At 73.5% G+C, this 26,790-nt stretch carries 23 protein-coding genes, 1 rRNA gene and 1 pseudogene; 3 read left to right on the top strand and 22 right to left on the bottom strand.

Features of this window, described 5'->3' with window-relative positions; all coding sequences use genetic code 11:
• Positions 1–80: 80 nt before the first annotated feature.
• The 6 genes from SM447_RS28395 to ald all read right to left on the bottom strand — a co-directional run bounded on the left by SM447_RS28395 (position 81) and on the right by ald (position 6,326).
• Complete coding sequence (locus tag SM447_RS28395; RefSeq protein WP_474575948.1) at positions 81–851, bottom strand: pseudouridine synthase; 771 nt, start codon at positions 849–851, stop codon at positions 81–83.
• Entirely contained in the window at positions 838–1,824 is a 987-nt protein-coding gene (scpB, locus tag SM447_RS28400) for an SMC-Scp complex subunit ScpB (protein ID WP_474575949.1), read from the bottom strand. Before scpB ends, SM447_RS28395 begins: the two co-directional genes overlap by 14 nt.
• Positions 1,821–3,011: a segregation and condensation protein A gene (locus SM447_RS28405; RefSeq protein WP_474575950.1), complete on the bottom strand. Its 1,191-nt coding sequence runs from the start codon at positions 3,009–3,011 to the stop codon at positions 1,821–1,823. Before SM447_RS28405 ends, scpB begins: the two co-directional genes overlap by 4 nt.
• 46 nt (positions 3,012–3,057) lie before the next feature.
• Entirely contained in the window at positions 3,058–3,981 is a 924-nt protein-coding gene (locus SM447_RS28410) for a ParA family protein (protein ID WP_164450082.1), read from the bottom strand.
• Between the two features lie 231 nt (positions 3,982–4,212).
• Positions 4,213–5,214 carry a tyrosine recombinase gene (locus SM447_RS28415; protein WP_474575967.1) on the bottom strand — a complete coding sequence of 334 codons (1,002 nt, stop codon included), beginning with the start codon at positions 5,212–5,214 and terminating at the stop codon, positions 4,213–4,215.
• On the bottom strand, positions 5,211–6,326 hold the full coding sequence (gene ald / locus SM447_RS28420) for an alanine dehydrogenase (RefSeq protein WP_474575951.1): 1,116 nt from the start codon (positions 6,324–6,326) through the stop codon (positions 5,211–5,213). Before ald ends, SM447_RS28415 begins: the two co-directional genes overlap by 4 nt.
• Positions 6,327–6,617: 291 nt before the next feature.
• On the opposite strand from ald, the gene SM447_RS28425 reads away from it, so the two are divergent.
• Complete coding sequence (locus tag SM447_RS28425; protein WP_474575952.1) at positions 6,618–6,875, top strand: TM2 domain-containing protein; 258 nt, start codon at positions 6,618–6,620, stop codon at positions 6,873–6,875.
• A gap of 60 nt (positions 6,876–6,935) precedes the next feature.
• On the opposite strand, the gene SM447_RS28430 is transcribed toward SM447_RS28425, so the two are convergent.
• The 13 genes and pseudogenes from SM447_RS28430 to SM447_RS28490 form a co-directional block, all read right to left on the bottom strand.
• Positions 6,936–7,541 (bottom strand): NUDIX domain-containing protein, encoded by a 606-nt coding sequence (locus SM447_RS28430; RefSeq protein ID WP_474575953.1) that lies wholly within the window; start codon positions 7,539–7,541, stop codon positions 6,936–6,938.
• A gap of 76 nt (positions 7,542–7,617) precedes the next feature.
• Positions 7,618–9,357 (bottom strand): CTP synthase, encoded by a 1,740-nt coding sequence (locus SM447_RS28435; RefSeq protein WP_474575954.1) that lies wholly within the window; start codon positions 9,355–9,357, stop codon positions 7,618–7,620.
• A gap of 172 nt (positions 9,358–9,529) precedes the next feature.
• A pseudogene (locus SM447_RS28440) lies at positions 9,530–11,659 on the bottom strand (hypothetical protein); the annotation flags it as partial.
• Positions 11,659–12,825 carry a glycosyltransferase family 4 protein gene (locus SM447_RS28445; RefSeq protein WP_474575955.1) on the bottom strand — a complete coding sequence of 389 codons (1,167 nt, stop codon included), beginning with the start codon at positions 12,823–12,825 and terminating at the stop codon, positions 11,659–11,661. The gene SM447_RS28445 and the pseudogene SM447_RS28440, both read right to left, overlap by 1 nt.
• A gap of 164 nt (positions 12,826–12,989) precedes the next feature.
• Positions 12,990–14,627 carry a murein biosynthesis integral membrane protein MurJ gene (murJ, locus tag SM447_RS28450; RefSeq protein WP_474575956.1) on the bottom strand — a complete coding sequence of 546 codons (1,638 nt, stop codon included), beginning with the start codon at positions 14,625–14,627 and terminating at the stop codon, positions 12,990–12,992.
• A gap of 1 nt (position 14,628) precedes the next feature.
• Positions 14,629–15,495, bottom strand: coding sequence for a hypothetical protein (locus tag SM447_RS28455; protein ID WP_474575968.1), 867 nt, complete (start codon positions 15,493–15,495; stop codon positions 14,629–14,631).
• 61 nt (positions 15,496–15,556) lie between these two features.
• Entirely contained in the window at positions 15,557–16,498 is a 942-nt protein-coding gene (locus SM447_RS28460) for a copper transporter (protein WP_474575957.1), read from the bottom strand.
• Between the two features lie 27 nt (positions 16,499–16,525).
• Positions 16,526–17,704, bottom strand: a complete 1,179-nt coding sequence (gene steA, locus SM447_RS28465) for a putative cytokinetic ring protein SteA (RefSeq protein ID WP_474575958.1) — start codon at positions 17,702–17,704, stop codon at positions 16,526–16,528.
• A 119-nt stretch (positions 17,705–17,823) separates the two neighbouring features.
• A complete protein-coding gene (gene recN / locus SM447_RS28470; RefSeq protein ID WP_474575959.1) occupies positions 17,824–19,581 on the bottom strand; it encodes a DNA repair protein RecN in 1,758 nt (585 codons plus the stop codon).
• 67 nt (positions 19,582–19,648) lie between these two features.
• On the bottom strand, positions 19,649–20,533 hold the full coding sequence (locus SM447_RS28475; RefSeq protein WP_474575960.1) for an NAD kinase: 885 nt from the start codon (positions 20,531–20,533) through the stop codon (positions 19,649–19,651).
• Between the two features lie 61 nt (positions 20,534–20,594).
• Complete coding sequence (locus SM447_RS28480; RefSeq protein WP_474575961.1) at positions 20,595–21,455, bottom strand: TlyA family RNA methyltransferase; 861 nt, start codon at positions 21,453–21,455, stop codon at positions 20,595–20,597.
• A gap of 16 nt (positions 21,456–21,471) precedes the next feature.
• Positions 21,472–21,693: a hypothetical protein gene (locus SM447_RS28485; RefSeq protein WP_474575962.1), complete on the bottom strand. Its 222-nt coding sequence runs from the start codon at positions 21,691–21,693 to the stop codon at positions 21,472–21,474.
• A gap of 88 nt (positions 21,694–21,781) precedes the next feature.
• Positions 21,782–22,372, bottom strand: a complete 591-nt coding sequence (locus SM447_RS28490; protein WP_474575963.1) for a phasin family protein — start codon at positions 22,370–22,372, stop codon at positions 21,782–21,784.
• Between the two features lie 108 nt (positions 22,373–22,480).
• Here SM447_RS28490 and SM447_RS28495 point away from each other — a divergent pair, with 108 nt between their 5' ends.
• Positions 22,481–22,819 (top strand): SCP2 sterol-binding domain-containing protein, encoded by a 339-nt coding sequence (locus SM447_RS28495; protein WP_474575969.1) that lies wholly within the window; start codon positions 22,481–22,483, stop codon positions 22,817–22,819.
• A 15-nt stretch (positions 22,820–22,834) separates the two neighbouring features.
• Here the strand turns inward: SM447_RS28495 and SM447_RS28500 are convergent, their stop codons facing one another.
• Both SM447_RS28500 and SM447_RS28505 read right to left on the bottom strand, forming a co-directional pair.
• Positions 22,835–23,848 carry an HAD-IIA family hydrolase gene (locus tag SM447_RS28500; RefSeq protein ID WP_474575964.1) on the bottom strand — a complete coding sequence of 338 codons (1,014 nt, stop codon included), beginning with the start codon at positions 23,846–23,848 and terminating at the stop codon, positions 22,835–22,837.
• On the bottom strand, positions 23,845–24,906 hold the full coding sequence (locus tag SM447_RS28505) for a tetratricopeptide repeat protein (protein WP_474575970.1): 1,062 nt from the start codon (positions 24,904–24,906) through the stop codon (positions 23,845–23,847). Before SM447_RS28505 ends, SM447_RS28500 begins: the two co-directional genes overlap by 4 nt.
• On the opposite strand from SM447_RS28505, the gene SM447_RS28510 reads away from it, so the two are divergent.
• Positions 24,811–26,598: a hypothetical protein gene (locus tag SM447_RS28510; protein WP_474575971.1), complete on the top strand. Its 1,788-nt coding sequence runs from the start codon at positions 24,811–24,813 to the stop codon at positions 26,596–26,598. The two genes, SM447_RS28505 and SM447_RS28510, sit on opposite strands and share 96 nt — an antisense overlap.
• Positions 26,599–26,692: 94 nt before the next feature.
• On the opposite strand, the gene rrf is transcribed toward SM447_RS28510, so the two are convergent.
• Positions 26,693–26,790 (bottom strand): 5S ribosomal RNA (rrf, locus tag SM447_RS28515); the annotation flags it as partial.

A 26,790-nucleotide genomic window follows, 5' to 3' on the forward strand; every position in this document is an offset into this window, starting at 1 on the left:
CCAATCATGCCCGGCGTCGCGGGTACGCCACCGGCCGGGCCGTCAGGGAGCCTACCCTCAGCCGTACCCGCGACCGCCGCTCAGTCACCCACGGCCTTGAACAGAGCGGCGACCTCCGCGTTGGTCAGCCGCCGGGTGCGCCCGGCGCGCAGGTCGCCCAGCCGGATCGGCCCGATGGAGGTACGCACCAGCCGACTCACCGGGTGCCCGACCTCCGCGAGCAGCCGACGTACGATGTGTTTGCGCCCTTCGTGCAGAGTCAGCTCGACCTGGGCGGTACGCCCCAGACTGTCCACCACCCGGAAGGCGTCGACCGTCACCGGGCCGTCCTCCAGTTCCACGCCGGCCGCCAGCCGCCGGCCGAGGTTGCGCGGGATCGGCCCGGAGACCTCGCACAGGTACGTCTTGGGCACCCCGTACGAGGGGTGCATCAGGCGGTGCGCCAGGTTGCCGTCGTTGGTGAGCAGCAGCAGGCCCTCGCTGTCCGCGTCGAGCCGCCCGACGTGGTAGACGCGCTGCTCGACCCGGTTGCCGAGGAAGTCCGCGAGGGCGGTGCGGCCCTTCTCGTCCGCCATCGTGGAGACCACCCCGCGCGGCTTGTTCATCGCCAGGTAGACCAGCCGGTTGTCGGCCACCAACCGCTCGCCGTCGACGTGGATCACCGCCGTGGCCGGGTCGACCTTGTCCCCGAGCTGCGCCACCCGCCCGTCGACCGTCACCCGCCTACGGAAGATCAGATCCTCGCAGGCACGCCGCGAGCCGACACCCGCGGCGGCGAGCACCTTCTGCAGGCGCTCCGGGCCGGTGTAGACGGGGGCGTCGGGGCGGGGGGTGCGGTCATCGCGCGGCATCGGCAAGCTCTTCTACGTCGTCGGGCAGGAAAGGGGCCAGGGGCGGCAGGTCGTCGAGGCTGTTCAGGCCCAGTTTCTCCAGGAACATGGTGCTCGTCCGGTACAGGTACGCCCCGCTGTCCGACTCGGTGCCGCACTCCTCGACCAGGCCCCGGGAGACCAGGGTACGGATCACCCCGTCGCAGTTGACACCGCGGATGGCGGAGATGCGCGACCGGGTGACCGGCTGCTTGTACGCCACCACGGCCAGGGTCTCCAGCGCGGCCTGGGTCAGCCGGACCGACTGCCCGTCGAGCACGAACCGCTCGACGTACGTGGCGTATTCCGGCCGGGTGTACAGCCGCCACCCGCCCGCTGCCCGGCGCAGCTCGAAGCCGTTGCCGGCCGTGGTGTATCCGGCGGCGATCTCGTCCAGCATCGGACCGATCCGCTCGGCGGGCTGCTCCAGCACCTGGGCGAGAACCAGCTCGCTCACCGGCTCGTCGACCACCAGCAGGATCGCCTCCAGGGCACCGCGTAGCTCCGCGTCGTCGAGCACCGGCGCCGGCTCCGGTGCCGGCCGGACCCGAGCCCCCGCCCGCTTCCGCGCAGGCCCTTCTCCCGCAGCGCCCTGCCCGGTACCGCCCTCCCCGTCCCCCGCAGGGTCCTCCGCCTCAATCGTGGACGGATGCGGCCCCTGGAGGGGCACGGACGTACCAAGATCCGCGGCGGCCTCGGGTTGCCGCGCGGTGGGGAGGTCGGCGGGGGTGGGGGGCGGAGTGGCGTCAGGCCGAGAGACGTCGGTGGGAGTGACCTCAGGTCGAGGGGTGTCGGTGGGAGTGGTGGCGGGTCCAGCGGGGTCCGGCGCACTGGGGTCGGGCGGAGTGGCGTCGGTGGGGGCGGAGGGCGGGGAGGCGGGGGCGGGGCGCTGCCAGGGTGGGATCCAGGCGGCGGCCTGGTCGGCCAGCGAGTCCGACCGTTCTTCGTTGCTCATCCTGCTCGATCCTCCGTCGTTCCCGTCACCCCAGCATCGTCGACACCCTCGGCAGCCAGAGACCCACCAGCAGCATCGGCGACCTCGGCAGCGTATGCACCGGCCGCACCACCAGCACTGTCGGCAGCACCATCGGCACCGGCACCGGCACCGGCACCAGCACCAGCACCAGCACCAGCACCAGCACCAGCAGTCTGGCGCGCTGGCGCGCCGTCCGGCGGCCGGTCGGGAGTCGTCGCCCCGGCGGCTGTCCCCGGTCCGCCGATCGTCGGCGGCTCGGTGGGCGGCTCGGGTGGCGTGCCGGCGTACTCGTCGAAGGCCAGCGTCGGGCCACCGTCGGCCGGACCCGTCCAGCGGACGGTCAGTTCCTCCAACGCCTGCTCCTGGACGAAGGCCACCACGCCCTGCCGGTACAGCTCCAGCAGGGCGAGGAACCGGGCGACCACCTCCAGGGTGGCCTCGCAGTCGGCGCAGAGCAGCGAGAAGCTGGCGGTGCCGGCCCGCCGCAGCCGTTCGGCGATGATGCCGGCGTGCTCCCGGACGCTGACCCGGACCATGTGCACGTGGGCGACGGAGACCTCGGGTATCGGCTTCGGGGTCATCGCCCGCACGGCCAGCTTGAGCAGCCGTTGCGGGCCGATGCCGAGCACCAGGTCGGGCAGCGCCTCGGCGTAGCGGGGTTCGAGGGTGACCGCACGTGGATAGCGTCGGCCGCCGACCTCTTCCAGCGCGGCGATGTGTGCCGCCGCCTCCTTGTACGCCTTGTACTGCAGCAGCCGGGCGAAGAGCAGGTCCCGGGCCTCCAGCAGGGCCAGGTCCTCCGGGTCCTCGACCTCGGCGGCAGGCAGCAGTCGAGCGGCCTTCAGGTCGAGCAGGGTCGCGGCGATCAGCAGGAACTCGCTCGCCTCGTCCAGGTCCCAGTCGTCGCCCATGGCCCGGATGTAGGCGATGAACTCGTCGGTCACCTGGTGCAGGGCGACCTCGGTGACGTCGAGCTTGTGCTTGCCGATCAGTTGCAGCAGCAGGTCGAACGGGCCGGTGAAGTTGGCCAGCCGCACGGTGAACCCGGCGCCCTCCGCCGGCTCGGCAACGGTCGTCGGCTTCCCGCCGGTGTCCGGGAGGGGTGGGTCAGCCACCGCGGGCGGCGGTTCAGCCGCGGCGGTCGGGTCGAGGGGCGGGGCGCTCACGCCGACGACGGTAGTCCACGGTCGGGACACCTCGGTTCAGCGCCTCCTACCGCTCGGCCTGCGCGGCGATCACCTCGCGGGCCAGCTGACGGTAGTTGCGGGCGCCCGAGGAGGCCGGGTCGAGCGTGGTGATCGGTGAGCCGGCGACGGTGGACTCGGGGAACTTCACGGTCTTGGTGATCACCGTCTGGTACACCTTGTCGCCGAACGCCTCCACCACCCGCTGGAGGACCTGACGGCAGTGGGTGGTGCGGCTGTCGTACATGGTGGCGAGGATGCCTTCGAGTTCCAGGTCGAAGTTCAGCCGCTCGCGCACCTTGTCGATGGTGTCCAGCAGCAGGGCCACCCCGCGCAGGCTGAAGAACTCGCACTCCAGCGGGATGAGCACACCGTGTGCGACGGTCAACGCGTTGATCGCCAGCAGGCCGAGCGACGGCTGGCAGTCGATCAGGATGTAGTCGTACTCCTTGCGGATGCTCTTGAGCACCCGGGCCAGGGCCATCTCGCGGGCGACCTCGTTGACCAGCTGGATCTCGGCGGCGGAGAGGTCGATGTTGGCCGGCAGCAGGTGCAGCCCGGCCACGTCCGTCTTGATGAGCACGTCGTCGGCGGTGACGTCGTCCTGCATGAGCAGGTTGTAGACGGACAGGTCCAGGTTGTGCGGGTTGACGCCCAGCCCGACGGAGAGGGCACCCTGCGGGTCGAAGTCGACCAACAGCACCTTGCGGCCGTACTCGGCCAGCGCGGCACCGAGGTTGATGGTCGTGGTGGTCTTGCCGACCCCGCCCTTCTGGTTCGCCATCGCGATGATCCGAGCGGGCCCGTGCCGATCGGTGGGCATCGGCTCGGGGATCGGCTTACGCATGGTGTAGGCGGCCGGGTCGGCCGGGCCCAGGTCCGAGCCGAGGGCGTTCTGCTGCTCGCGGAGCTCCGACGTCCAGGTCTCGGCACGGTCACCGTTGCCAGCCATGTCCTCGTTGCCCCCTCCCGACGACCGTCCGGCGTCGGAGCCGCCCGACGCCCTTCGCAGCGCCGCTGCGCACCCCGTCCAATCGCCGCGAGGGCCGCGCCGATCCCGACTGTACGCCACCGGCCAGCAGGGCGTTCGGCACCCGCTCGGCGTGTCGGCCGCCGGCACCGACCGGGGGCACGTCAGGCGTACCTCGAGAGCCCCGCCCTGCGCCCGCGGGACCGGCGGCCGTCAGCTCAGGGCGCGGGGGTGCGCGGTGGCGTAGACCTCGCGCAGCCGCTCGACGGTGACCAGGGTGTAGACCTGGGTGGTGGTGACCGAGGCGTGACCGAGCAGTTCCTGCACCACCCGCACGTCGGCGCCGCCGTCGAGCAGGTGGGTGGCGTACGAGTGGCGCAACGTGTGCGGCGACACGGCCCGTGGACCGTCGACGGTCAGCCCGGCCCGTTCGGCGGCCCGGCGCAGGATGGTCCACGCCCCCTGCCGGGTCAGCGGACCACCCCGGGCGTTGAGGAAGACCGCCGGGGTGCCCCGGCCGGCGGCGGCCAGTCCGGGCCGGGCCCGCACCAGGTACGCACCGAGCGCACGCAGCGCGTACCCGCCGATCGGCACCAGGCGGGTCCGGCCGCCCTTGCCGCGCAGCACCGTCACCCCGTCGTCGAGGTCCACATCGTCCACGGCGACGCCGACCGCCTCGGAGATCCGCGCCCCGGTGCCGTACAGGAACTCCAGCAGCGCCCGGTCGCGCAGCGCGAGCGGCGCGGTGTCCCCCGCCGCCTCGATCGGTCCGGCGGTCTCCAGCAACGCGACCACGTCGTCGACCGGCAGCGCCCGGGGCAGCCGCCGGGGTGGGGCGGGCGGCTGCACGTCGCGGCTCGGGTCGGCGGCGACCAGGCCCTCACGCAGCGCGAACCGGTGAAGTCCGCGTACCGCGCTGGCGGCGCGGGCGGCCGAGGAGACCGCGAGCGGCGGGTGCCCGTCGGCGCCGGCCCGCAGCCGGGTCAGGTGGCGTTCGATCTCGGCGGCGGAGACGGCCGCCAGGTCGGTCACCCCGGCGGCGGCCAGCGATCCGAGGTAACGGTCCAAGTCCCGGCGGTACGAGGCGAGCGTGTTCGCGGCCAGTCCACGTTCGACGGTGAGGTGGTCCAGGTAGCCGCGTACGGCACGGCGCAGGGCCGGCGCGGGCTGGTCGCCCCCGCCGGCCTCGTCCGCGGTCGGCCGCTCGTCGGTCAGGCCAGCACCTCGGCCAACGGCAGGGTCGGCAGGCCGTGCGCCTCGGCGACCGGACCGTAGACGACCTGGCCCTCGTGGGTGTTCAGGCCCAGCGCCAGCGCCGGGTCCCGGCGCGATGCCTCGCGCCAGCCGTGGTTGGCCAGCTCGAGGGCGTACGGGAGGGTGACGTTGGTCAGCGCGTAGGTGCTGGTGTTCGGCACCGCGCCGGGCATGTTCGCCACGCAGTAGAAGATCGAGTCGTGCACCCGGTAGACCGGGTCGGCGTGGGTGGTGGGTCGCGAGTCCTCGAAGCAGCCACCCTGGTCGATGGCGATGTCGACGAGCACGCTGCCGGGCTTCATCCGGGAGACCAGCTCGTTGGAGATCAGCTTCGGCGCCTTCGCGCCGGGCACCAGCACCGCGCCGATGACGAGGTCCGCGTCCAGCACCGCCCGTTCGATCTCGTACGCGTTGGAGGCGACGGTCTGCAGGTGGCCCCGGTAGATGGCGTCGGCCTGCCGCAGCCGGCCGACGTTCTTGTCCAGCAGCAGCACCTCGGACTGCAGGCCCAGGGCGATCGCGGCGGCGTTCATGCCGGAGACCCCGGCGCCGATGACCACGGTCTTGGCCGCGTACACACCGGAGACGCCGCCGGGCAGCACTCCCCGGCCACCGCCGGTACGCATCAGGTAGAAGGCGCCGACCTGCGGGGCGAGCCGTCCGGCCACCTCGGACATCGGGGCGAGCAGCGGCAGCGACCGGTCCGGCAGCTCGACGGTCTCGTAGGCGATGCCGGTCACCTTCCGGTCGAGCAGGGCCTGGGTGCAGTCCCGGGAGGCGGCCAGGTGCAGGTAGGTGAAGAGCACCTGCCCGGCACGCATCCGGTGGTACTCCTCGGCGACCGGCTCCTTGACCTTGAGCACCAGGTCCGCGGCGTCCCACACCTCGTCGGCGCTCTCCAGGATCTTGGCGCCGGCGGCGGCGAACTCCTCGTCGGTGATGCTCGACCCGAGCCCGGCGCCGGCCTCGACGAAGACCTGGTGACCGCCGCGGGTGAACTCGTTGACGCCGGCGGGCGTGATCGCCACCCGGTACTCGTGGTTCTTGACCTCGCGTGGGATGCCGACCTTCACGATGCAGACACCTTCCTTCGGGGCACGTTCGCCCCGACTGCGCGGTGCCGCGGCGGCCCCATTGCCGCCCCGGTCAACCGGTCCCGCCGGCGGCAGTCTAGGCGTACCCGCAGGTCACCGGGGCCTGCACTGTGACACCTGCTCGCCGTGGCCGTTGACGATGTGTCAGGTGTGAAGCCGGGCCGCCGGTGGACGTCACATCAGCCGTCAGGACAGTGTTCGACCCCCATCGTCCCACCTGGTGCGCACCGGTGCGGACAGCGGTCGAGTGGATCACTATTGTGTCGCCCCATGACCACTCCTCCAATGCAGCCCGGGTACCCCCAGGGCGTTTCTGACAAGAGCAAGGTCGTCGCGGGCGTCCTGCAGATTCTGCTGGGCGGCTTCGGCGTCGGCCGGTTCTACATGGGCGACACCAAGACGGGCGTCATCCAGCTGATCGTCACCCTGGTGACCTGCGGCATCGGCAGCATCTGGGGCCTCGTCGACGGCATCCTGATCCTGGTGAACGGCGGCGTCGACGGACAGGGCCGGCCGCTGCGCGACTGACCCACGGACCACGCAGGGGCCGGGCGGCGTGCCGCCCGGCCCCTGCGTCGCGTATGCGGGTCAGCGGGGCAGCGGAGCGTCCAACCGCCGTAGCCCCGACCAGCCGGCGTCGCGGGCCCGAGCGGCGGCGAGCAGTCCCGCCACGCACGGCCCGTTGCTGATCTCCCCGGCCAGCACCATGCCGACCGCCTCGTCCAGGTCGATCCGGACGATCTGCAGGTCGGCCTCCTCGTGGTGGCGGTCGTGCCGCTGCGCCGCCGGCACCTCGCCGAGATCCCGGGCCAGGAAGACCCGGACCAGCTCGTCGGTGAACCCGGGTGAGCTGTGCACGTCGACCAGCACGTCGAGCCGGCCGGCGGTGAGGTCGACCTCCTCGGCCAGCTCACGCGCCGCCGTCACCGACGGGTCCTCCCCGGCGACGTCGGTCAGCCCGGCCGGCAGCTCCCACAGGCGTCGGCCGACCGGCTGACGGTACTGCCGGATCAGCACCACCTGACCGGCGTCGTCCAGCGCCACCACCGCCACCGCGCCGACGTGCCGCACGAGGTCGCGTGCCGCGGTGCCGCCGCCGGGCATGGTGACCTCCTCGGTGACCACCTCGAAGATCCGGCCGCGGTAGCGCAGCTCCCGGGAGCGCACCTCGTACCGGTGCTCGACCGCGCTCACGCCGCCGCCTCGCTTCGCTCCCCGGCGGCGCGAGGCGCCGCGCTACTGCACCCCATGGCTCGCTCACTCCGCTCGCTCACGAGGCCGAGGCCGCCTTCGTGGCGGCGCCGTTGCGGGTGGCCCGCTCGACGGGGGCGGTGTCCAGATCGACCGGAAGCTGGTCGGCGTGCGAGTACCTCACCGCGGCCTGGACGAAGGCGGCGAACAGCGGGTGCGGCCGGGTGGGACGGCTCTTGAGTTCCGGATGCGCCTGGGTGGCCACGAAGAACGGGTGCAGGTCACGGTCCAGTTCGACGAACTCGACCAGCCGGCCGTCCGGCGAGGTGCCCGAGATGTGCAGCCCCGCCTTGGTGAGCTGGTCACGGTAGGCGTTGTTCACCTCGTACCGGTGCCGGTGCCGCTCGCTGACCTGCGTGCTGCCGTACGCCTCAGCGACCAGCGAGCCCTCGGCGAGCGTCGCCGGGTACGCACCCAGTCGCATCGTGCCGCCCAGGTCGCCCTTGCCGGCGACGATGTCCTGCTGGTTGGCCATGGTGGCGATGACCGGGTGCACCGCCTCGGCGTCGAACTCCAGGGAGTTGGCGCCGTCCAGGCCGGCCAGGTGCCGGGCCACCTCGATGGTCATGCACTGCAGGCCGAGGCAGAGCCCGAGCAGCGGGATGCCGTTCTCCCGGGCGTACCGGGCGGTGCCGATCTTGCCTTCGATGCCGCGGACGCCGAATCCACCGGGGATCACGATGCCGTCGACGCCGGCCAGGGCCGCCGCCGCGCCCGCGGGAGTGACGCAGTCGTCGCTGGCCACCCAGCGCAGCTGCACCCGGGCCCGGTGGCCGAAGCCCGCCGCCCGGATCGCCTCGCTGACCGACAGGTACGCGTCGGGCAGGTCGACGTACTTGCCGACCAGGGCGACGGTGATGGTGTGCCGGGGCTGGTGCACCCGCTCCAGCAGGTCGTCCCAGCCGTCCCAGTCCACGTCGCGGAAGGAGAGGCCGAGCCGGCGCACCACGTACGCGTCGAGCCCCTCCCGGTGCAGCACCTTCGGGATGTCGTAGATGCTGGGCGCGTCCGGCGCGGCGATCACCGCCTCGGCGTCCACGTCGCAGTAGAGCGACAGCTTGTGCTTGAGCTTGTCGGGGATGTCCCGGTCGGAGCGGCAGACGATGGCGTCGGGCTGGATGCCGATGCTGCGCAGCTGGGCCACCGAGTGCTGGGTCGGCTTCGTCTTCAGCTCGCCCGACGGGGCGAGGTACGGCACCAGTGAGACGTGCAGATAGAAGCAGTTGTCCCGACCCAGGTCGTGCCGGACCTGACGGATGGCCTCCAGGAACGGCAGCGACTCGATGTCACCGACCGTGCCGCCCACCTCGGTGATCACGACGTCGGGAGTACGGCCGTCGTCGTCCGGGTCCGCCATGGCCAGGATCCGGGACTTGATCTCGTTGGTGATGTGCGGAATCACCTGGACGGTGTCGCCCAGGTACTCACCGCGCCGCTCCTTGGCGATCACGTCGGAGTAGATCTGGCCGGTGGTGACGTTGGCCTTGCCGGACAACGCCCGGTCCAGGAACCGCTCGTAGTGGCCGACGTCGAGATCCGTCTCGGCACCGTCCTCGGTCACGAAGACCTCGCCGTGCTGGAACGGGTTCATGGTGCCCGGGTCGACGTTGAGGTACGGGTCGAGCTTCTGCATCACCACGCGAAGCCCCCGCGCGGTCAGCAGGTTGCCGAGACTGGAGGCGGTCAGCCCCTTACCCAGCGAGGAGGCGACGCCCCCGGTGACGAATATGTGCCTGGTCGTCCGTGCTGAAGGGGCCAAGGCCTGCTCCCGTGTCGTCCGTCGCGGTCGTGCAGACCGCCGAGCCGATCAGCGAAGTGATCACGCGATCCACGGGATTCCACGGTAACACCTCCCCGGCGGCAGGTCGGGGCCGCACCCGGGTACCGCCGTCCGGTCACCCGCTCACCACCTCGGCCGACGACCGCACACCCGGCTCGCCCTCGACCGGACGGTCCACCCCCGGCCGGGTCCGGTCCGCCGAGTGGTCGAGCACCCGCAGCGCCGACAGCGCCGCCATCGGCACCACCACCGCGGCGGCGGCCCCGGCCACGTCCAGCGCCGCGGCACCGAGCAGACCGCCGATCACCGCCGCCACCGCGGTACCCGCCATCGCCGCCCGGATCGCCGGGTAGATGCCGAACAGGCGCATGAGCCCGCCCCAGGGTTGCAGCAGCGCGAACCAGACCAGCAGCGCCCCGGCCAGCGCCAGCACCGTCAGCGGGCTGTTGACCAGGGTGTCGAAGCTGGCGGCACTGGCCCGCTGCACGGTCAGCCCACCGGTGCCGTCGCCGAGCGCGGCCAGGAAACGGCCCAGGCTGCCCCGTTCGGCCGGAGCGCGACCGAGGTCGACCACCGCGAACCCGACCGTCACGGCCAGACCCGCCATGGCCGCCCAGGCGAGCCGGGTCAGGGTCAGCCAGCCCCCCGCGCTGATCGCCGCCGCCACGCTCACCCCGGCGGTCAGGGCGATCGCACCGATCGAGTCGGCGCCCAGGTACGGGCTGCCGACGACCACCACGGCCCCGCCGCCCACGATCACCATGACGATCGGCCGCCAGCCGCGGCGTACCCGCTGGGCGAGCCAGCCGGCGCTGAGCAGGGCAGCGGCGACGAACACGCCGAGCCCGACGGTGCCGAGCCCCGCGTAGCGGCCCCCCTCCAGCGCGGAGTAGCCGACCACAGCGTTGAGCTGCAACCGGGCACCGGTGACGACGTCCAGGCCGACGGCCAACGTGGTCAACCCGGCCACCGCGCCCAGCGGGCCCAGGGTGGTGCGGTAGCCGGGGGCCAGCCGTACCAGCAGCGTCGTGGCGGCCAGCAGCACGACGGTCAACCCGGCGAACGACGCCGCCGGATGCGCGTAGCGCCACCACGGCGCGGCCTCGGCGATCAGCGCCGCCGGTATCGCGAGGGCGGCGGCCACCAGCAGCACCTCGACCGTCGCCACCACCGCGGGCGGCACCGGTTTCGGCCCGTACGGCCCAGCGTGCCGGCGGGCCCGGCGCAGCAGCGGCAGCACCGCCACGGCGAGCGCCACCTGGGCGACCGCCAGCAGGGTGAAGAACCCGCCGGCCACCTCCCGCTGGGCGGCGGCCTCCCGGTCGGCGTCGGCGGCCTCGGCGATCGCGGCGGACGGGTCGGCCGGCCGGCCGCCGACCGACTCGGCGGGCCTTCCGAGGAAGGGCCGGTCCGGCATCGGACGCCCCAGGGCGGTCAGCGCGGTCGGGGCCAGGTCGATCAGTTGCAGGTAGCCCCGACGGCCCGTGCTGGCTGAGGTCAGCCAGCCCTCCTCCCAGCCTGGTCCATGGGCGACCGCCACGTGCAGTCGGGACGGCCGCTCGGTGTCGGATACCCCGGCGACGATCACCAGGGATCTCGGTGGCCGACCGTCGAGCACCCGGGCCAGTTGCGCGTCGGCGGCCCGAGCCGCGGCCGCCCGCACCGCCGGGTCCTCGCCGTCCACCGTGCCGAGATCGACGATGCTGAGCACGCAGGAGCCGAGCAGCTCCGCCGGTTCCGTGGGCAGCGTCGGGGCGTACCGGTCCACCCGGCCGAACGGTCGGGCCGCGGCCACCGCCGCACCCGGTCCGACCGCCACCGAACACCGCACCGACTCCGACAACGCACCCGGCACCGTGCCCCACGGCAGCCGGTCCTGGTTGTGCAGGACGACACTCTCCTGGTCCGGCAGGTTCGCCCCGATGCCGTCCGGCTGCTCCACCGTCACGTCGACCGGAGCACACTGCCCGTCGGCGGCCCGGTTGCCGGTCCAGGCGGCGAAGCTGCCCGCGCCGAGGGTCAGCCAGCCGTCCACCGGGCAGGTCGGCCGGTGCGCGGAACGCACCGACAGCGACCCGATCGAGCCGTCGCGGGCCAGCCGCCACAGCGTCGGCGTACGCTCCGCGTCCACGTCGTCCCAACGCAACCCGGACACGCCGACGAGAACCACGTAGTCGGCGCTCTGCCCGGCCGGCGGGTGCTGCGGCCGGGCGGCCAGCGCGGTGACCGCGAGCGCCACCACGACCAGGGTGAGCAGGATCGGCGTGATTCGGCGCAACATCACCGGCGTCCCGTCGACGGTGCGTCGGCGTCCGGCGTGGCCGGGCCGGGCGCCAGCTCGGCGTAGAGCGCGAGCAGTTGCGCGAGGGTCTGCGCCTCGGTAGGCCAGGTCGCCGCCCGCGCCACCGCGCGCCGCGCCAGCTCGGCGCGGCCGGCCTCGTCGTCGAGCAGTGCCCGGACCGCCGCGTCGACCGCGTCCACATCACCCGCCGGCACCAGCACCGCCGCGTCGCCGACCAGCTCCGGCAACCCACCCACCGCGGTCGCCACCAGCGGTACGCCGGCCCGCAGCGCCTCCTGCGCGAACAGCTGCCGGGCCTCCCAGTCACTGGTGACCACCGCGAGGTCGGCGCCGGTGAGCAGGTCGGCCACGTCGGTACGGTGCCCGAGCAGGGTCACCGGCGCCCGGGCGGCGCTGACCCGCGCGGCCAACGGCAGATAGGCCGGTCCGCTGCCGGCGATCACGACGACCGGCGGCGGGTTGCGGTCCCGCCACCTGGCGGCGGCGTCCACCAGCACGTCGTACCGCTTCTGCGGATGCAGCCGACCCACCGACAGGATCAACGGCTGATCGGCGGCGACGGCGAACTCGGCGCGGACGGCGGCCCGCCGACGACGCGGCGCGGGAAGCTCAGGGGCGGCGACCGGAGCGAGCCGGGCATCCCCCGCGCCCAGCGCGGCGGCCCGCGCGACCAGGTCGGCGGAGGCACCGAGGGTCACCCGGGCACCCCGCGCCACGATCCGCTCCACCAGCCGGGACAGACCGCCACGCAACCCGCCGGCCAGCACCGCGTTGTGCCAGGTGACCACCAGCGGCGCCGAAGGTCGGGCCAGCACCCCCACCAACCCGGCGCGCAACCCGTGCGCGTGCACGACGCTGACCGCCTCCCCGGCCAGCAGCCGGCGCAGCACGGTCACCGCGCGGGCATCGGCCGGAGTGGGGCTGGACGGGATCTCCACCGGCCGGAACCGGGCACCGGCGGCGACGAAGTCGAACTGGTCCTGGGTCGCCGCCGGCCCGCAGACCAGCACCGGCTGCCCGGCGGCGGCCAGTCCCCGCGCCAGCGACCGGACATGCTGACCCACCCCGCCGGTGCTGGAGGCGAGCAGCAGCACCACCGTCCCCGGTCGGTCCGGACCAGCCGCCGACCCACTCGCCGCGCTCACCGGACCAACTCTCCGTTCACGACTGCGGGGCTCGCAAGCTCACTCCTCGCGCTCACCGGACCAGCACTCCGTTCGCGACTGCGGGGCTCGCAAGCTCACTCCTCGCGCTCACCGGACCAGCACTCCGTTCGCGACTGCGGGGCTCGCAAGCTCACTCCTCGCGCTCACCGGGACACTTCCTCCTTCCGGCCCGCAGGCCGGGCCCGGCGCAGGCGTCGACCCAGCCCGGTCAGCAGTGGCCGCAGGTCCTGCCGGTCGACCAACCACACCACGGCGAGGAACACGACAGCGACCAGGACTCCGGACAGCATGCCCTGCATCAGTGCCGTCCACCGCGCCGGGGGGTCGCCCCCGGCGCCCAGCAGCCGCAGCAGCGCCACCCCGGCGGCCGCGGACGTGCTGCCGGCCAGCAGGCCGGCCCCGCCGGCCCGGCCCCCGCCCACGAGCGCCTCCCGGCCGGCCGAGCGGGCGACGGCCACCAGCAGCAGCGCGCCGAGCAGCAGCATTCCCGCCGAGTTCGCCAACGCCACCGCCAGCACCCGGTCGGCCACCGGGAGCAGGGCCGACAACGGGAACAGCACCAGCGGGACCGCCAACCAACCGGCGGTGATGGCGGCGGTGGCCACCCGCGTCGCGCCGCGCGCGTACAACGCCCGCGACAACACCGCGAAGAGTCCGTACCCGAGCAGCCCGGGAGCATAACCCGCGATCGCGGCCGCCGTCGCGTCGCTGTCGAGCGGGAAGAACCGCCCGATCGGGCCGGCCGCGCCGACCAGCACCGCGGCACCGAGGGAACTGCACAGCAGCACCCCGCGCAGCGTCGCCGACAGCACGTCGCGGTAGCTCCGGTCGTCCCCCCCGGCGGCCGCCGTGGCGAGGGTCGGGTACGCCGCGGTGGCCAGCGGCACCGCCAGCACCGCCCAGGGCAGCAGATAGAACGTCTGCGCCAGGTTGAACACCTGGAACGCCTCGGTCCGGCCGCTCGCCAACCGGTAGAGGATCACCGCCAACGCCACCTGCTGGGCGGTGACCGTCACCACGCCGGCCACCGCCAGCCCGCGGATCCGGACCCGGGCGTCGGCCGGGAACGCGTACCCGGGGCGCAGCGTCAGCCGCAGTCGGCGCAGCGGGATCAGCAGGGACAACGACAGCACCACCACGCCGAGGGTGGTGCCGACCGACAGGATCAGCTCACCGCCGCGGCCGGCCTGCGCCACGCTCGCCCCCGTGCCCGCCACCCCGGCGAAGACCAGGTAGACCACGACGACCGTGAGGCTGGACAGCAGCGGTGCGATCACCGGCCAGGCGAACCGCCGGTGGGCCTGGAGCACACCGGTGAGCACGATGCCGATGCCGTACAGCGGCAGTTGCGGCGCGAACACCCGCAGCATCCGGGCGGCCGACGCCAGTTCCTCCGGTGACCGGCTGTCACCGACCGCGGCGATGATCGGACCGGCACCGAGGGCCACCAGCGCCGCCAGCGGCACGAGCAACGTCACCGTCCAGGTGAGCAGGGCCCCCGTGGTGGCGGCGACCGCCCGCCGGTCGCCCGCCGCGACCGCTCCGGCGAGCAGCGGTACGACCAGGCTGGCCAGCGCCCCACCGGCGACGATCTCGAAGATGATGTTCGGGACGGTGTTCGCCAGGACGTACATCGCGCCCAGGTCGCTGTCCTGCACCACCCAGGTGAAGACGGCGATACGCCCGAACCCGGCCAGCCTGCTGACCACGGTGAGTACGGCGATGAGGGCCGCCGCTCCGGCCACCCGGCCGGCGCCGGCGAGGGGGGCCGGTCTGGTCACGTCAGTCGGCGCGTCGGCCCAGCGCGTCGAGTTCACGCAGCCCCGGCGTGCTCGCGATGACCTTCGTGAAGCTGACCCTCTCGCTGGCGGCGGTGAGCCCGGCGAGGACGGCGAGCAGTGCGGCCCGCCCGACCGGGCCGGTACGGGCGGCCATGGCGACCCCGAGCACCGCGCCGAGCGCGTTCGCGCCGCTGTCGCCGAGCATCACGTCCTCGCCGAGGTCGGCGGGGAGCAGCCCGGCGGCGGCGCCGACCGCGCCCGAGGCGATCCCACCGTGGCGGCCGCCGACCAGCGGCGCACCGAGCAGCAGACCCGACTTCAGCGCCCGTCCGGGGCGCAGGTCGAGCAGGTTGATCAGGTTCGCGGTGCCGGCCACGACGCCCGCGCCGAGCAGCACGTCGACGCCCCGCCCCCACGCGCCCTGCCGCCCCCGGCGGCGATGCCCGGCCACCCCGGGGTCGGCGGAGAGCAGGATCGACGCGCCCAGACCGGCCGCACCAACGCCGACGACCTTGATGAGACCGGCGGTCACCCGGCCCTGCCGCAGCGCGGCCAGATGCCCGGCGAAGCCCTTGGCCGACTTCTGGTCCGGGCGAGCGCCGACCACGTCGTCGTAGAGGCCCACCGCACCGGCGCCGAGCCCGGCCACCAGCGTCGCCGCCCCGGCCGGCACGCTCGCCGCCGCCCCGGCGGCGGCACCTGAGGCGCCCACGGCGAGCGCCGGGCCGGCGGCCAGGGTCACCGTGCGTCCGCGGAAGTTGGTCCGTTCCAGTGCCGGCGCGGCCGGTGCGGTACGGATCCCGCGCAGCGCGTACCGGGCGGCGGCCGCGCCGACCCCGGCCGCCAACAGTCGTCCGAACACCCTCACGTCACCGCCACGCTCGCTCACGCCGTCCCCTCCCGCCGGCCGGCGGAGATCGTCGGATCCGTCACTGGGGCAGTCTAGGCATCAGCGAGGCCGCGCCGTCACCGACGCCGTACTGACCGGCCTTGCGCTCGCCGAGCTGCTGCACCAGCGCCAGGGTGGTGACCAGCTGACCCTGGACGGTGTTGGCGTTGTCGATGGTCGAGATGGTCTGGGTGAGCACCGCGTCGCCCCGGACGAAGGCCACCAGGTTGCCCCCGGCCGAGCCGTTGCCGGCCACCACGATGCCCCCGGTCCGGTCGAACTGCTCGGCGATCTTGACCACCGACTCGTCCTTCTTGGCGGCGTCCTTGTCCACGTACGGCTGCCCGCTGACCACCACGACGGCCTCGGCCGGCGCGGTGACCCGGTCGGAGGTGGTCAGGTAGTTCGCATTGCCGTACGCGGCCAGCACCGCCCGGCGGTCGGCCTCGGTGACCGGCTCGGCATTGGCGGGCTGGTCCAGCAGCACGGTGGCCAGCAGGGCGCTGGAGGTCTCGACGCCGTGGCCGTTGCCGGGCAGACCGTTCGTCGGCGCGCTGGTGGGGCGGGCCGCGGTGACCGCCAGTTCGAGCAGGTTGTTGTTGTTCTCCGGGTTGATGAACTTGTCCTGCAGGTCGATCCGCCCGGTGACGTCGGCGCCGGCCAGCTGGAGCATCTTGAGCACACCCTCGGTGTGGTCGCGGCCGGTGGGCAGGCTGAGCACCAGCACCCGCTTGCCGCTGAGGGTGCCCGGCAGCATCACCTGGGCCATCTCGGCGGCGAAGTCCTCCTCCAGCTCCAGCTCCCGTTGCATGCTCTGGACCGCCTGGCGCATCTGCTGGTTGTCCTTGCGCAGCTCGTTGACGGTCTCCCGAAGCGAGTCCGCGACCGGGCCGTTGAGGGCGGCTGTACCGACCACCAGGCCGATCGCCAGGGCCAGGAAGACCGCGGTCAGGGACACCACGTGGTACCGGAAGTTGATCACGCTTGACGCCTCTTGATCGGTCGGGAGCTAGAAGAGCTGGCCGAGCTGGAACACAAAATTGTCCCACCACTCGGAGACCACGCCCAAGTACGCCTTGCCGACGGTGGAGACGGCCACCGCCGAGGCCATGGCGGCGAGCGCGGAGAGAACCAGCAGCAGCAGGGACGACCCCGAGATGCTCTGCCGGTACAGCCGGCTGACGCCCTTGGCGTCGACCAGCTTGCCACCGACCTTGAGCCGGGTGAGGAAGGTCGACGCCATGCCACCGCGCCCCTTGTCGAGGAACTCGACAAGGGTGGCGTGGGTGCCCACCGCCACGATCAGCGAGGCGCCCTTCTCGTCGGCCAGCAGCATGGCGAGGTCCTCGCTGGTGGCGGCCGCGGGGAAGGTCACCGCCGGCACCCCCAGGCCGTTGACGCGGGGCAGCCCCGGCGCCCGCCCGTCCGGGTACGCGTGCACGATCACCTCGGCACCACATCGCAGCACGTCGTCGGTGACCGAGTCCATGTCGCCGATGATCATATCCGGGGTGTAGCCCGCCTCGACCAGGGCGTCGGCACCCCCGTCGACGCCGATCAACACCGGCTTGAACTCCCGGATGTACGGGCGCAGCACGTCCAGGTCGGCCTTGTAGTCGTAGCCCCGGACCACGATCAGGCAGTGCCGCCCCTGCACCTCGGTGGCGATCTCGGGCACCCCGACGCCGTCGAGCAGCAGGTCGCGCTCCTGCTTGAGGTAGTCCATGGTGTTGGCCGCGAAGGCCTCCAGCTGCACCGACAGGCCCTCCCGCGCGTCGGTCATCGCCTTGGCGACGCTCTCGGCGTCCTGGAGGCTGCCGTGCGCCACCGGGTCCTCGCCCAGGTAGACGGTGTTGCCCTCGATGCGCACCGTGTCGCCCTCACGGATCCGCTCGAAGACGCCCTCGCCGAGGTCGTCGAGCAGCGGAATGCCCGCCGAGATCAGCACCTCCGGCCCGAGGTTCGGGTACCGGCCGGAGACCGACGGCTTGGCGTTGAGCACCGCGCCGACGCCGACCGCGACCAGCGAGTCGGCGGCGACCCGATCCAGGTCGACGTGGTCGATGACCGCGATGTCACCGGGGCGGAGCCGGCCGACCAGCCGCTTCGTACGGCGGTCGAGGCGCGCGGTGCCGAGGATTCGTCCCGGTTCCGCGTTCCGGGTCCGGCGCAACGTGGGTAGACGCATCGTGACCATCCTGGCATGTGAGGCAGGCGAATCTGTCGCGACATGCCTGAGCAGGGCCGCCTACCCAGGGAAGCACACATGGGCGAAGGCCGGTGTGCCTCCGCTCACAATCGCGGTCCTCAGGACCGTCGTTCCCTGGCCGCCACGGCCAGCAGTTCCTCCGCGTGAGCGATACCCAGATCCGAATCGGGCAAACCCGCCAGCATGCGTGCCAGCTCCCGGGCGCGCTCGGTGTCCTCCACCACCCGCACCCCGCTGGTGGTGACCGCGCCGCCGGTGTCCTTCGCCACCACCAGGTGCCGGTCGGCGAAGGCGGCGACCTGGGGCAGGTGGGTCACCACCAGGACCTGGTGGCTGCGGGCCAGCCGGGCCAGCCGACGGCCGATCTCCACCGCCGCCTGACCGCCGACACCCGCGTCGACCTCGTCGAAGACCAGCGTGGGCGGACCGCCGGAGCCGGCGAAGACCACCTCGATGGCGAGCATCACCCGGGACAGCTCACCGCCGGAGGCACCCCGCTGCAACGGCAGCGACGGTGCCCCGGGGTGCGCCAGCAGGCGCAGCTCGACCTCGTCGCCGCCGTCGGGCCCGACGCCGACGTCGACCCCGTTGACCGGCAACGTCGGCTCGGCCCGACCGGCGGGTCGGGGCAGCACCGCCACCTCGATCCGGGCGTGCGGCATGGCCAGCCCGGCCAGCTCGACGGTGACCTGGCCGGCGAAGCGCGTCGCCGCCTCCTGCCGGGACGCCGAGAGCCGCCCGGCCAGCTCGGCCACCTCGGCGGCCAGCCGGGACGCCTCCCGGTCCAACTCGTCGAGCAGTTCGTCGGAGGTGTCCAGTTCGGAGAGTCTGGTCCTCGCCCGCTCCGCCCAGGCGATGACCCCGTCGATGTCGTCGGCGTACTTGCGGGTCAACGCGCGCAGCGCGGCCCGCCGCTCGTAGAGGGCCTGCAGTCGGGCCGGGTCGGCGTCCAGGCCGGCGAGGTACGTGGACAGCTCCACCGAGACGTCGGCGACCAGGGTGGCGGCCTCCTCCAGCCGGGCGGCCAGCTCACCGAGCGCCGCGTCGGTGCCGGTCTGCGCCTCCAACGTACGTCGGGCGGTGCCCAGCAGCGTCGTGGCGTCGGGGGTGTCGTCGGCCGCCTCCATACCGCCGGCCACGCACTGGTGCGCCAGCTGAGCCGCCGTACGCAGACCCTCCGCGTGCTCCAGCCGCTGCGTCTCCGCCTTCAGCTCGTCATCCTCACCCGGCTGCGGATCCACCCGGGTGATCTCGTCGAGGCCCAACCGCAGCAGGTCCGCCTCCTGGTGGCGTTCCCGCGCGTTGCGTCGCCGGTCCGCCAGGTCGTCGACCACCCGCCGCCAGCGCGTGAACGCGTCCCGGGTCGCGTCGAGCAGCTTCTCGTGCTCGGGACCGGCGAACCGGTCCAGGGCGGCCCGCTGCTCGGCCGGGCGCAGCAGCCGCAACTGGTCGGACTGGCCGTGCACCGCCACCACCTGCTCACCGACCTCGCTGAGCATCGACACCGGCATGCCACGGCCACCCAGGTGCGCCCGGGACCGACCCTCCACAGTGACCGTGCGGCTCAGCAGCACGGAGCCGTCCTCGTCGGGCTCACCCCCGGCGTCGGTGATCCGGGCGTGCACCGTCTCCGCCACCCGGCCGCCCAGGCGCAGCCGGCCCTCGACGACGGCGCGGCCGGGCTCGGCCCGCACCCGCCCGGCGTCGGCCCGGCCACCGAAGAGCAGGCCGAGCCCGGTCACCACCATCGTCTTGCCGGCACCGGTCTCGCCGGTGATGACGTTCATACCGCCGGTCAGCGGCAGCGTCGTGTCCTCGATGACGCCCAGTCCGGTGATGCGCAGCTCCTCCAGCACAGCAACCGACAGTAGACGCGAGGCCCGACACTTGACCAGCCAGCGCGGCCACCACGGTCAGAGACCGTCAGCGACGGTTGCCCCGCCAGCCGTGTACCGGAAGGTCGAACTTGGCCACCAGACGCGCGGTGAAGGACCGGTCCCGCAGCCGCACGATCCGTACCGGCAGGGTGCCCCGCCGCACGGTGACCCGGGCGCCCGGCGGCAGGTCGTAGACCCGCCGGCCGTCGCAGCAGAGCACCGCCAGGGTGGTGAACGGGTCGACGGTGATGGCGAAGGTGGAGGTGGGTGCCGTCACCAGCGGCCGGCTGAACAGCGCGTGCGCGCTGATCGGCACCAGCAGCAACGCCTCCACCTCGGGCCAGACCACCGGCCCGCCGCCGGAGAAGGCGTACGCCGTGGAGCCGGTGGGCGTGGCGCAGACCACGCCGTCACAGCCGTATCGGGACAGCGGTCGCCCGTCGACGTCGACGAGCAGCTCCAGCATCTGCGCCCGCTCGCCCTTCTCGACGCTGATCTCGTTGAGAGCCCACGACTCGATCGTCGGTCCGCCGTCGAACTCCGCGGTCACGTCGAGGGTCAGCCGCTCGTCGACGCTGTAGTTGCGGCTCACCACGTCACGGACCGCGACATCCAGATCGTCGATCTCCGCCTCGGCGAGGAAGCCGACCTTGCCGAGGTTGATGCCGAGCAGCGGCACCTTCGCCGGCCGGGCCAGCTCCGCGGCGCGCAGGAACGTGCCGTCCCCACCGAGCGCGAAAACGATCTCCGCACCCTCGGCCGCCTCCGGCCCGGTCACCGGCACCACGCCAGGCAGGTCGAGATCCTCCGCCTCCTCGGCCACCACCCGGACCTCGAACCCGGCGGCGATCAGATCCGCGGCGACCGTACGGGCGTGCTCGGTGCTGCGTCGGCGGCCGGTGTGCGTCACCAACAGGGCCGTGCGGGTCACCGCGACGCCCGCCCGACCGGACCGCGCTGACGGTTCGCTCGCCGAGACCTGCTCCGCTCCCTCACGTGGCCGCCTCCTCCGTCGCCTCGTCCGGCCCGTCGCCGGACGTCACCGGACCACCCGGCCCGGCCGCCACCACCGCCCGCACCCGGTGCGGGTCGGCCGGTGGCGCGTCCCGGCGTAACCATACGAAGAACTCGACGTTGCCGCTCGGCCCGGGCAGCGGGCTCGCCGCGAGATCCGCCAGCCCCAGCCCCAGCGTCGCCGCGGCGGCGGCGACATCGAGCACCGCCTGCGCGCGGAGTTCCGGATCGCGTACCACCCCGCCGGTGCCGACCCGCTCCCGACCCACCTCGAACTGGGGCTTGACCATCAACGCCAGATCGCCGTCGGCACTGGTGCAGGCCGCCAGGGCCGGCAGCACCAGCCGCAACGAGATGAACGACAGATCGGCGACGGTCAGGTCGACCGGCCCGCCGATCGCCTCGGGGGTCAGCGTCCGGACGTTCGTGCGTTCGAAGACCCGTACCCGGGAATCGTTGCGCAGCGACCAGGCCAACTGGCCGTAGCCGACGTCGACCGCGACCACCTCGGCGGCGTCCGCGCGCAGCAGCACGTCGGTGAAGCCACCCGTGGACGCGCCGGCGTCGAGGCAGCGGCGCCCACGCACCGCCAACCCGGCGGGGGCGAACGCGGCGAGCGCGCCGGCCAGCTTGTGTCCGCCCCGGGAGACGTACTCCGACGTGGGGTCGGCACCGGTGACCAGCAGCGGATCGGCGGGGTCGACCATCGCGGCGGCCTTGCGTGCCGGCACTCCCCGCAGTTGGACGCGGCCCGCCTCCACCAGCGCGACCGCCTGCTCGCGGGAGCGGGCCAGACCGCGACGGACGAGTTCGGCGTCCAGCCGGTTACGCCGTGCCATGGATGGACGCGCCTCCTCAGGCCTGGTCGATGGTGGCCAGCGTCTCCCGCAGCGTCTGGTACGCGGCCTCGTACTGGGCGATCTGGTCGGCGGGGCCGAGCGTCGCGGCGTTGGCGATGGCCTGCACCGCGGCGTCCACCGCCGGATGACCGTCGTCCTCGCCGCCGTCACCGGTCCACCGCTGCGGCGGTGGACCGGGACGTGGACCCGGCGGCGGACCGGGCCGAGGCGCGCTCATGCCGCCCCTCTCCCGCGCTCCGCCAAGCCGAGGCCGCAACCGGGACGCGGCGGCCTGCCGCTCCGGGAGGTCCCGGTGCGTCGGCCGGTCACGCGGCACCGTCCGGGCGCGGTCGGCGCGCCGGCGTGGCCTTCGCCGGTCGCGGCGCGGGCTCACCATCGGCGGTACGCACGACCGCCCCCGCCGTCTTCTTCGCCACCGCCTTCTTGGCGACGGGCTTCTTGGCCACCGTCTTCTTGGCCACCGTCTTCTTGGCGACCGCCTTCTTCGCCACGGCCTTCTTCGCCACGGCCTTCGTGGGTGGGGCGGCGGCCGCGGTCGGTGGCGTGCCGACGGAGGGGGCAGCGGCGGACGACGCCGGCCCCGATGCGGTGCCGGCGGAAGCCGCCCGAAGCTGGCGCTCCAACTCCCGCACGCGGCGGTCCAGTTCGGCCACCTCCTCAGCGGTGGCCAGGCCCACCGCGCCGAGGGCACGTTCGACCTCGAACCGGACCAGCTTGGTCAGGGCCTCACGGTTGGCCGCGCCGGTCGAGCGCAGCTCCTCGGCGAGCGTTTGGAGCTGAGCGGCGGTCGCCCCGGTCGATCCCATCGCCCGGCGTACCGCGTCCTGCGCCTTCTTTCGGGGCGCCTCCGTCAGGCCCATGGCCAGTTCGAGGTAGGCGCGCCACGCGTCCTGCATGCCTGAGTCCTTTCGCCCGCCGGCTGTGCAGGTGTCACGCTACCGGCCGCCGGTACCGTCCCGTGCGGTACCGTGCCGGGAGACGACGTGGTGGGCGAGGAGGCGATGGTGGCCACCGTGGACGAGTGTCGGCAGGCGTTGCAGGATCTGGCCGCCCGGCTCGAACGCAACGCGGAGACCGTCCGTGACCGGGTGGACCTGGATCGCACCCTGGCCTGCCGGATCACCGATCTGGAGACCGCGTTCCACGGTCGGCTCACCGGCGGACGGCTGGTGGACCTGGCCGACGGCGACGACCCGAAGGCGAAGATCGCGATGAGCACCACCAGCGACGACCTGGTCGCCCTGGTCCGCGGCGAACTCGACGTCACCCGCGCGGTCGCCAACCGCCGCGTGTCGATCAAGGCGAACCCGTTCGACCTGATGAAGCTGCGCAAGCTGCTCTGAGCCGGCCGGTGCCGGTCAGGACGCCAGGCCGAGCGTCTCCAGAGCCCGCGCCGCCTCCGTGGACGTCGCCCGACCGGGGCCGGCCGGGTGACCGCGCCAGGCCGCCGCACAGAGCGCCGCGAGCGCGTCCAGTGGACGCCCCGAGCCGGACAGCCGCCATCCGTCCGTCCCGGTGGTCACGTGCCAGCCGGCCTGGTCGGCCCCCGACGCCGGCACCCGCACCACACCACCGGGATCGAAGAGCCCGCCCAGGTTCCACGCGACGTAGGTCGGCCGCCGCTCGGCGGGCGCGGCGAGCAGTTCGGCAGCGTCACTGACCCCGGTGAGGACCAGCAGGCTGTCCAGACCGGCCCGGTTGGCGCCCTCGATGTCGGTGTCCAGGCGATCGCCGACGACCAGTGCGCGACCGCTCTCCACCCGCCGGGCGGCGGTCGCGAACAGCTCCGGCGACGGCTTGCCGACGATCTCGTCCGGGTTCCGACCGAGCGCGGTGGCCAGCGCCGCGACCAGCGCGCCGTTGCCCGGCAACGGTCCACGGCCGCTGGGCAGCGTCCGGTCGGTGTTCGTGGCCACCCAGGTCGCGCCGGCGCGTACCGCCACCGCGGCCTCGGCCAGGTCGGCCCAGCCCACCTGCGGCCCGTACCCCTGGATCACCGCGACCGGGGATTCGTCGGCGGTGGAGACCGGTTTCAGCCCGACCTCGCTGATCTCGGACCGGAGCGCCTCGGCACCCACTACCAGCACCGGCGCACCGGCGGGCAGCCGCTCACCCAGCAACTGGGCGGCCGCGGCGGCGCTGGTGAGCACCTCCTCCGGTCGCGCCGGCACGCCCATCCCGGTGAGCAGGTCGGCCACGTCGGCGGCGCGCCGCGACGCGTTGTTCGTGGCGTACGCGATCGCCCGGCCCTCCTGGTGCAGCCGGGCGACCGTCTCGACCGCGCCGGGGATCGGCTGGTCGATCAGGTAGATCACCCCGTCCAGGTCGAAGACGACCAGGGCGTAACCGTCCACCAGCCGGTCCCCGCTCATCGCTGCCGAGCCTCCGGCTCCTCAGGCCCGTCCTCCTCGCGACGGTCCACGGCATCGAGTTCGGCGGCCTCCGAGGCAACGTCGTTGCCCGCTGCCACGTTTTCGACCCCGTCGCCGCCGGCCTGGTCCTGCCCACCATCGGCGTCCGGCTCGTCGACCGCCAGGTCCCGGACCGCCGGCTCCTCGTCCACCGTCTGATCGTCTGCCGACCGCGTCTCTGCCGGGTGGTCGACCGTCCGCGCCTCGACCGGCGCGTCCTCGCCGTTCGGCTCGGCGACGACCGTCGCATTGACGTCCGGCTCGTCGGAAGCGGCGCCGCCCGGGGCCGGAACGTCCCGGTCGGAAACATCGGCGGTGGGCACCGCGGACGTGGCGTCCGGACGGGCCGGCACCGCTCCGGGGGCACCCGGACCGGCGACCAGTTCCTCGGTCACCTCGTCCTCGTCGTCACCCTCGATGACCACGCCGTCGAGTTCGAGCAGCCGCTCGGCGGCGTCCGTCTCCGCCTCGGTGTCCACCTCGGCGGCGCGGGAGAACCACTCCCGCGCCTCGGCCCGCCGTCCCACGGCCAGCAACGCGTCGGCGTACGCGTACCGCAGCCGGGCCGTCCATGGCTGCACCGCCTCGGTGGTCAACTCGGGGACCTGGAGCATCGCCACCGCCGCGTCCCGCTGGCCAAGGTCGCCACGCGCACCGGCGGCCACGATCAGCAGTTCGATGGCGACGGCCGGGTCGAGCTTCTCCTGGTCGGCGCCGCGGAACAGGTCGATGGCGCGCTCCGGGCGACCCAGTGCCCGCTCGCTGTCCGCGATGACCGCGAGGTGGCTCTGCGCACCGCTCATCCGGTGGTACGTCCGCAGCTCGGCGATGGCCGACTGCCACTGTCCCGCGTGGTATGCGGCCAGGCCGACCGCCTCCCGCACCGCGGCGATCCGCGAGGCCAGTCGCCGCGCCGCCAGTGCGTGGGCCAGCGCCTCGGCCGGGTCCTCGTCGATCAGCTGGCCGGTCGCCACGAGATGCCGGGCTACGGTCTCCGCGACCGGCTTCGCCAGCGACAGCAGTTCGGCGCGGACCTCCTTGTCCAGGTCGGTCGCGACGATCTCGTCGGGCAGTGCCGGTGCCGGCGTACGCCCGTCCTCGGTCGAACCACCATCGCGGTCGTCCCGCCCGTAGCGACGCTCACCGTCCCGGTCGTCCCGGAATCCGCCGCCACGACGCTCGCCGTCCCGGTCGTCCCGGAATCCGCCGCCACGACGCTCGCCGCCACGCTCGTCCGCCCCACGACGGAACCCACCGCGCTCACCGAAACCACCCGCTCCGCTACCGGAGCGGTCCCGGTCCCGGAACCCGCCTTCACGACGCTCGCCGCCACGGAAGCCACCCTCACGACGCTCACCGTCGCGGAAACCGCCCTCACGACGGTTGCCACCGAAGCCGCCCTCACGGCGGTCGCCGCCGCGGAACCCGCCACTGCGGCGCTCGTCGTCGCGGCGCTCGCCACGGAAACCACCTTCACGGCGCTCACCGTCACGGAACCCGCCACCGCGACGCTCGTCACCGCGGAAGCCGCTCTCGCGCCGGTCACCGCCACGGAAACCACCCTCACGGCGCTCACCGCCACGGAAACCACCCTCACGGCGCTCACCGTCACGGAACCCGCCACCGCGACGCTCGTCACCGCGGAAGCCGCTCTCGCGCCGGTCACCGCCACGGAAACCACCCTCACGACGGTCGCCGCCACGGAACCCGCCGCTGCGGCCTTCGTCGTCTCGACGCTCACCACGGAAGGAGCCCTCGCGGCCCTCACCACCGCGGAAGCCACGGTCGCGCCGCGAGTCGTCGCGGTACCCGCCTCGCTGGTCAGCGTCTCGACGGAAACCGCCCTCGCGACGCTCACCCTCCCGGCGGTCGCCCCGGAAGCCCTCTTCCCGACGGTCGCCGCCACGGAAACCGCCCTCACGACGATCCCCGCCACGGAACCCACCGTCGCGACGCTCACCGTCGCGGAAGCCACCCTCACGACGATCCCCGCCACGGAAACCGCCCTCACGACGATCCCCGCCACGGAAACCGCCCTCACGACGATCCCCGCCACGGAAGCCACCCTCACGACGATCCCCGCCACGGAAGCCACCCTCACGGCGATCGCCGTCCCGACGGTCGCCCCGGAAGCTCCCCTCCTGGCGCTCACCGCCCCGGAAACCACCCTCACGGCGGTCGCCGCCCCGGAAACCGCCGTCGCGACGCTCACCGCCCCGGAAACCGCCTTCACGGCGATCGCCGTCGCCATCACGGCGATCGTTGCCGCGGAAACCGCCGTCCCGGCGCTCACCACCGCGGGAGCCGCCCTCACGGCGATCACCACGGAAACCGCCAGTTGGCCGGTCGCCGCCGCGGAAGCCGCCCGAACGCTCACCGCTGTCGCGTCGGAATCCACCCTCACGGTCGTCGCCGAAGCGACGCTCCGCGCGGAAGCCTCCAGCGCCCCGGTCCCTGTCCGCAGCACCGTCCCGACCGCCGCCGAATCCTCGGTCACGGCGCTCGTCGCGGAACCCGCCCTCGCGACGGTCACCATCGCGCCGAAATCCTCCGGACCGGGTTCGGTCGCCGGCGTCGCGTCCGCCGTCGCGGGAGCCCCGCTCCTCTCCCCGGTCGTGGCGCGACGGGCGGTCGTCGCGGCGGGATCCGCCGTCGCGATCCGCGGGCCGACCCTCGTAACCCCGGGGGCGGTCCCCGCCCTGAGGTGCTGAACTCACAGGTACATCCTTCCTGAGTGCGCCGTGTCAACGACGCAACGCAGTCGAGGGCCGGCCCGATACCGGGCGGCCCTCGACTGTGACGTGTGTCCGGCGGTGTCCTACTCTCCCACACCCTCCCGGGTGCAGTACCATCGGCGCTGGAGGGCTTAGCTTCCGGGTTCGGAATGAGACCGGGCGTTTCCC

It is taken from the genome of Micromonospora aridisoli, assembly GCF_056150025.1.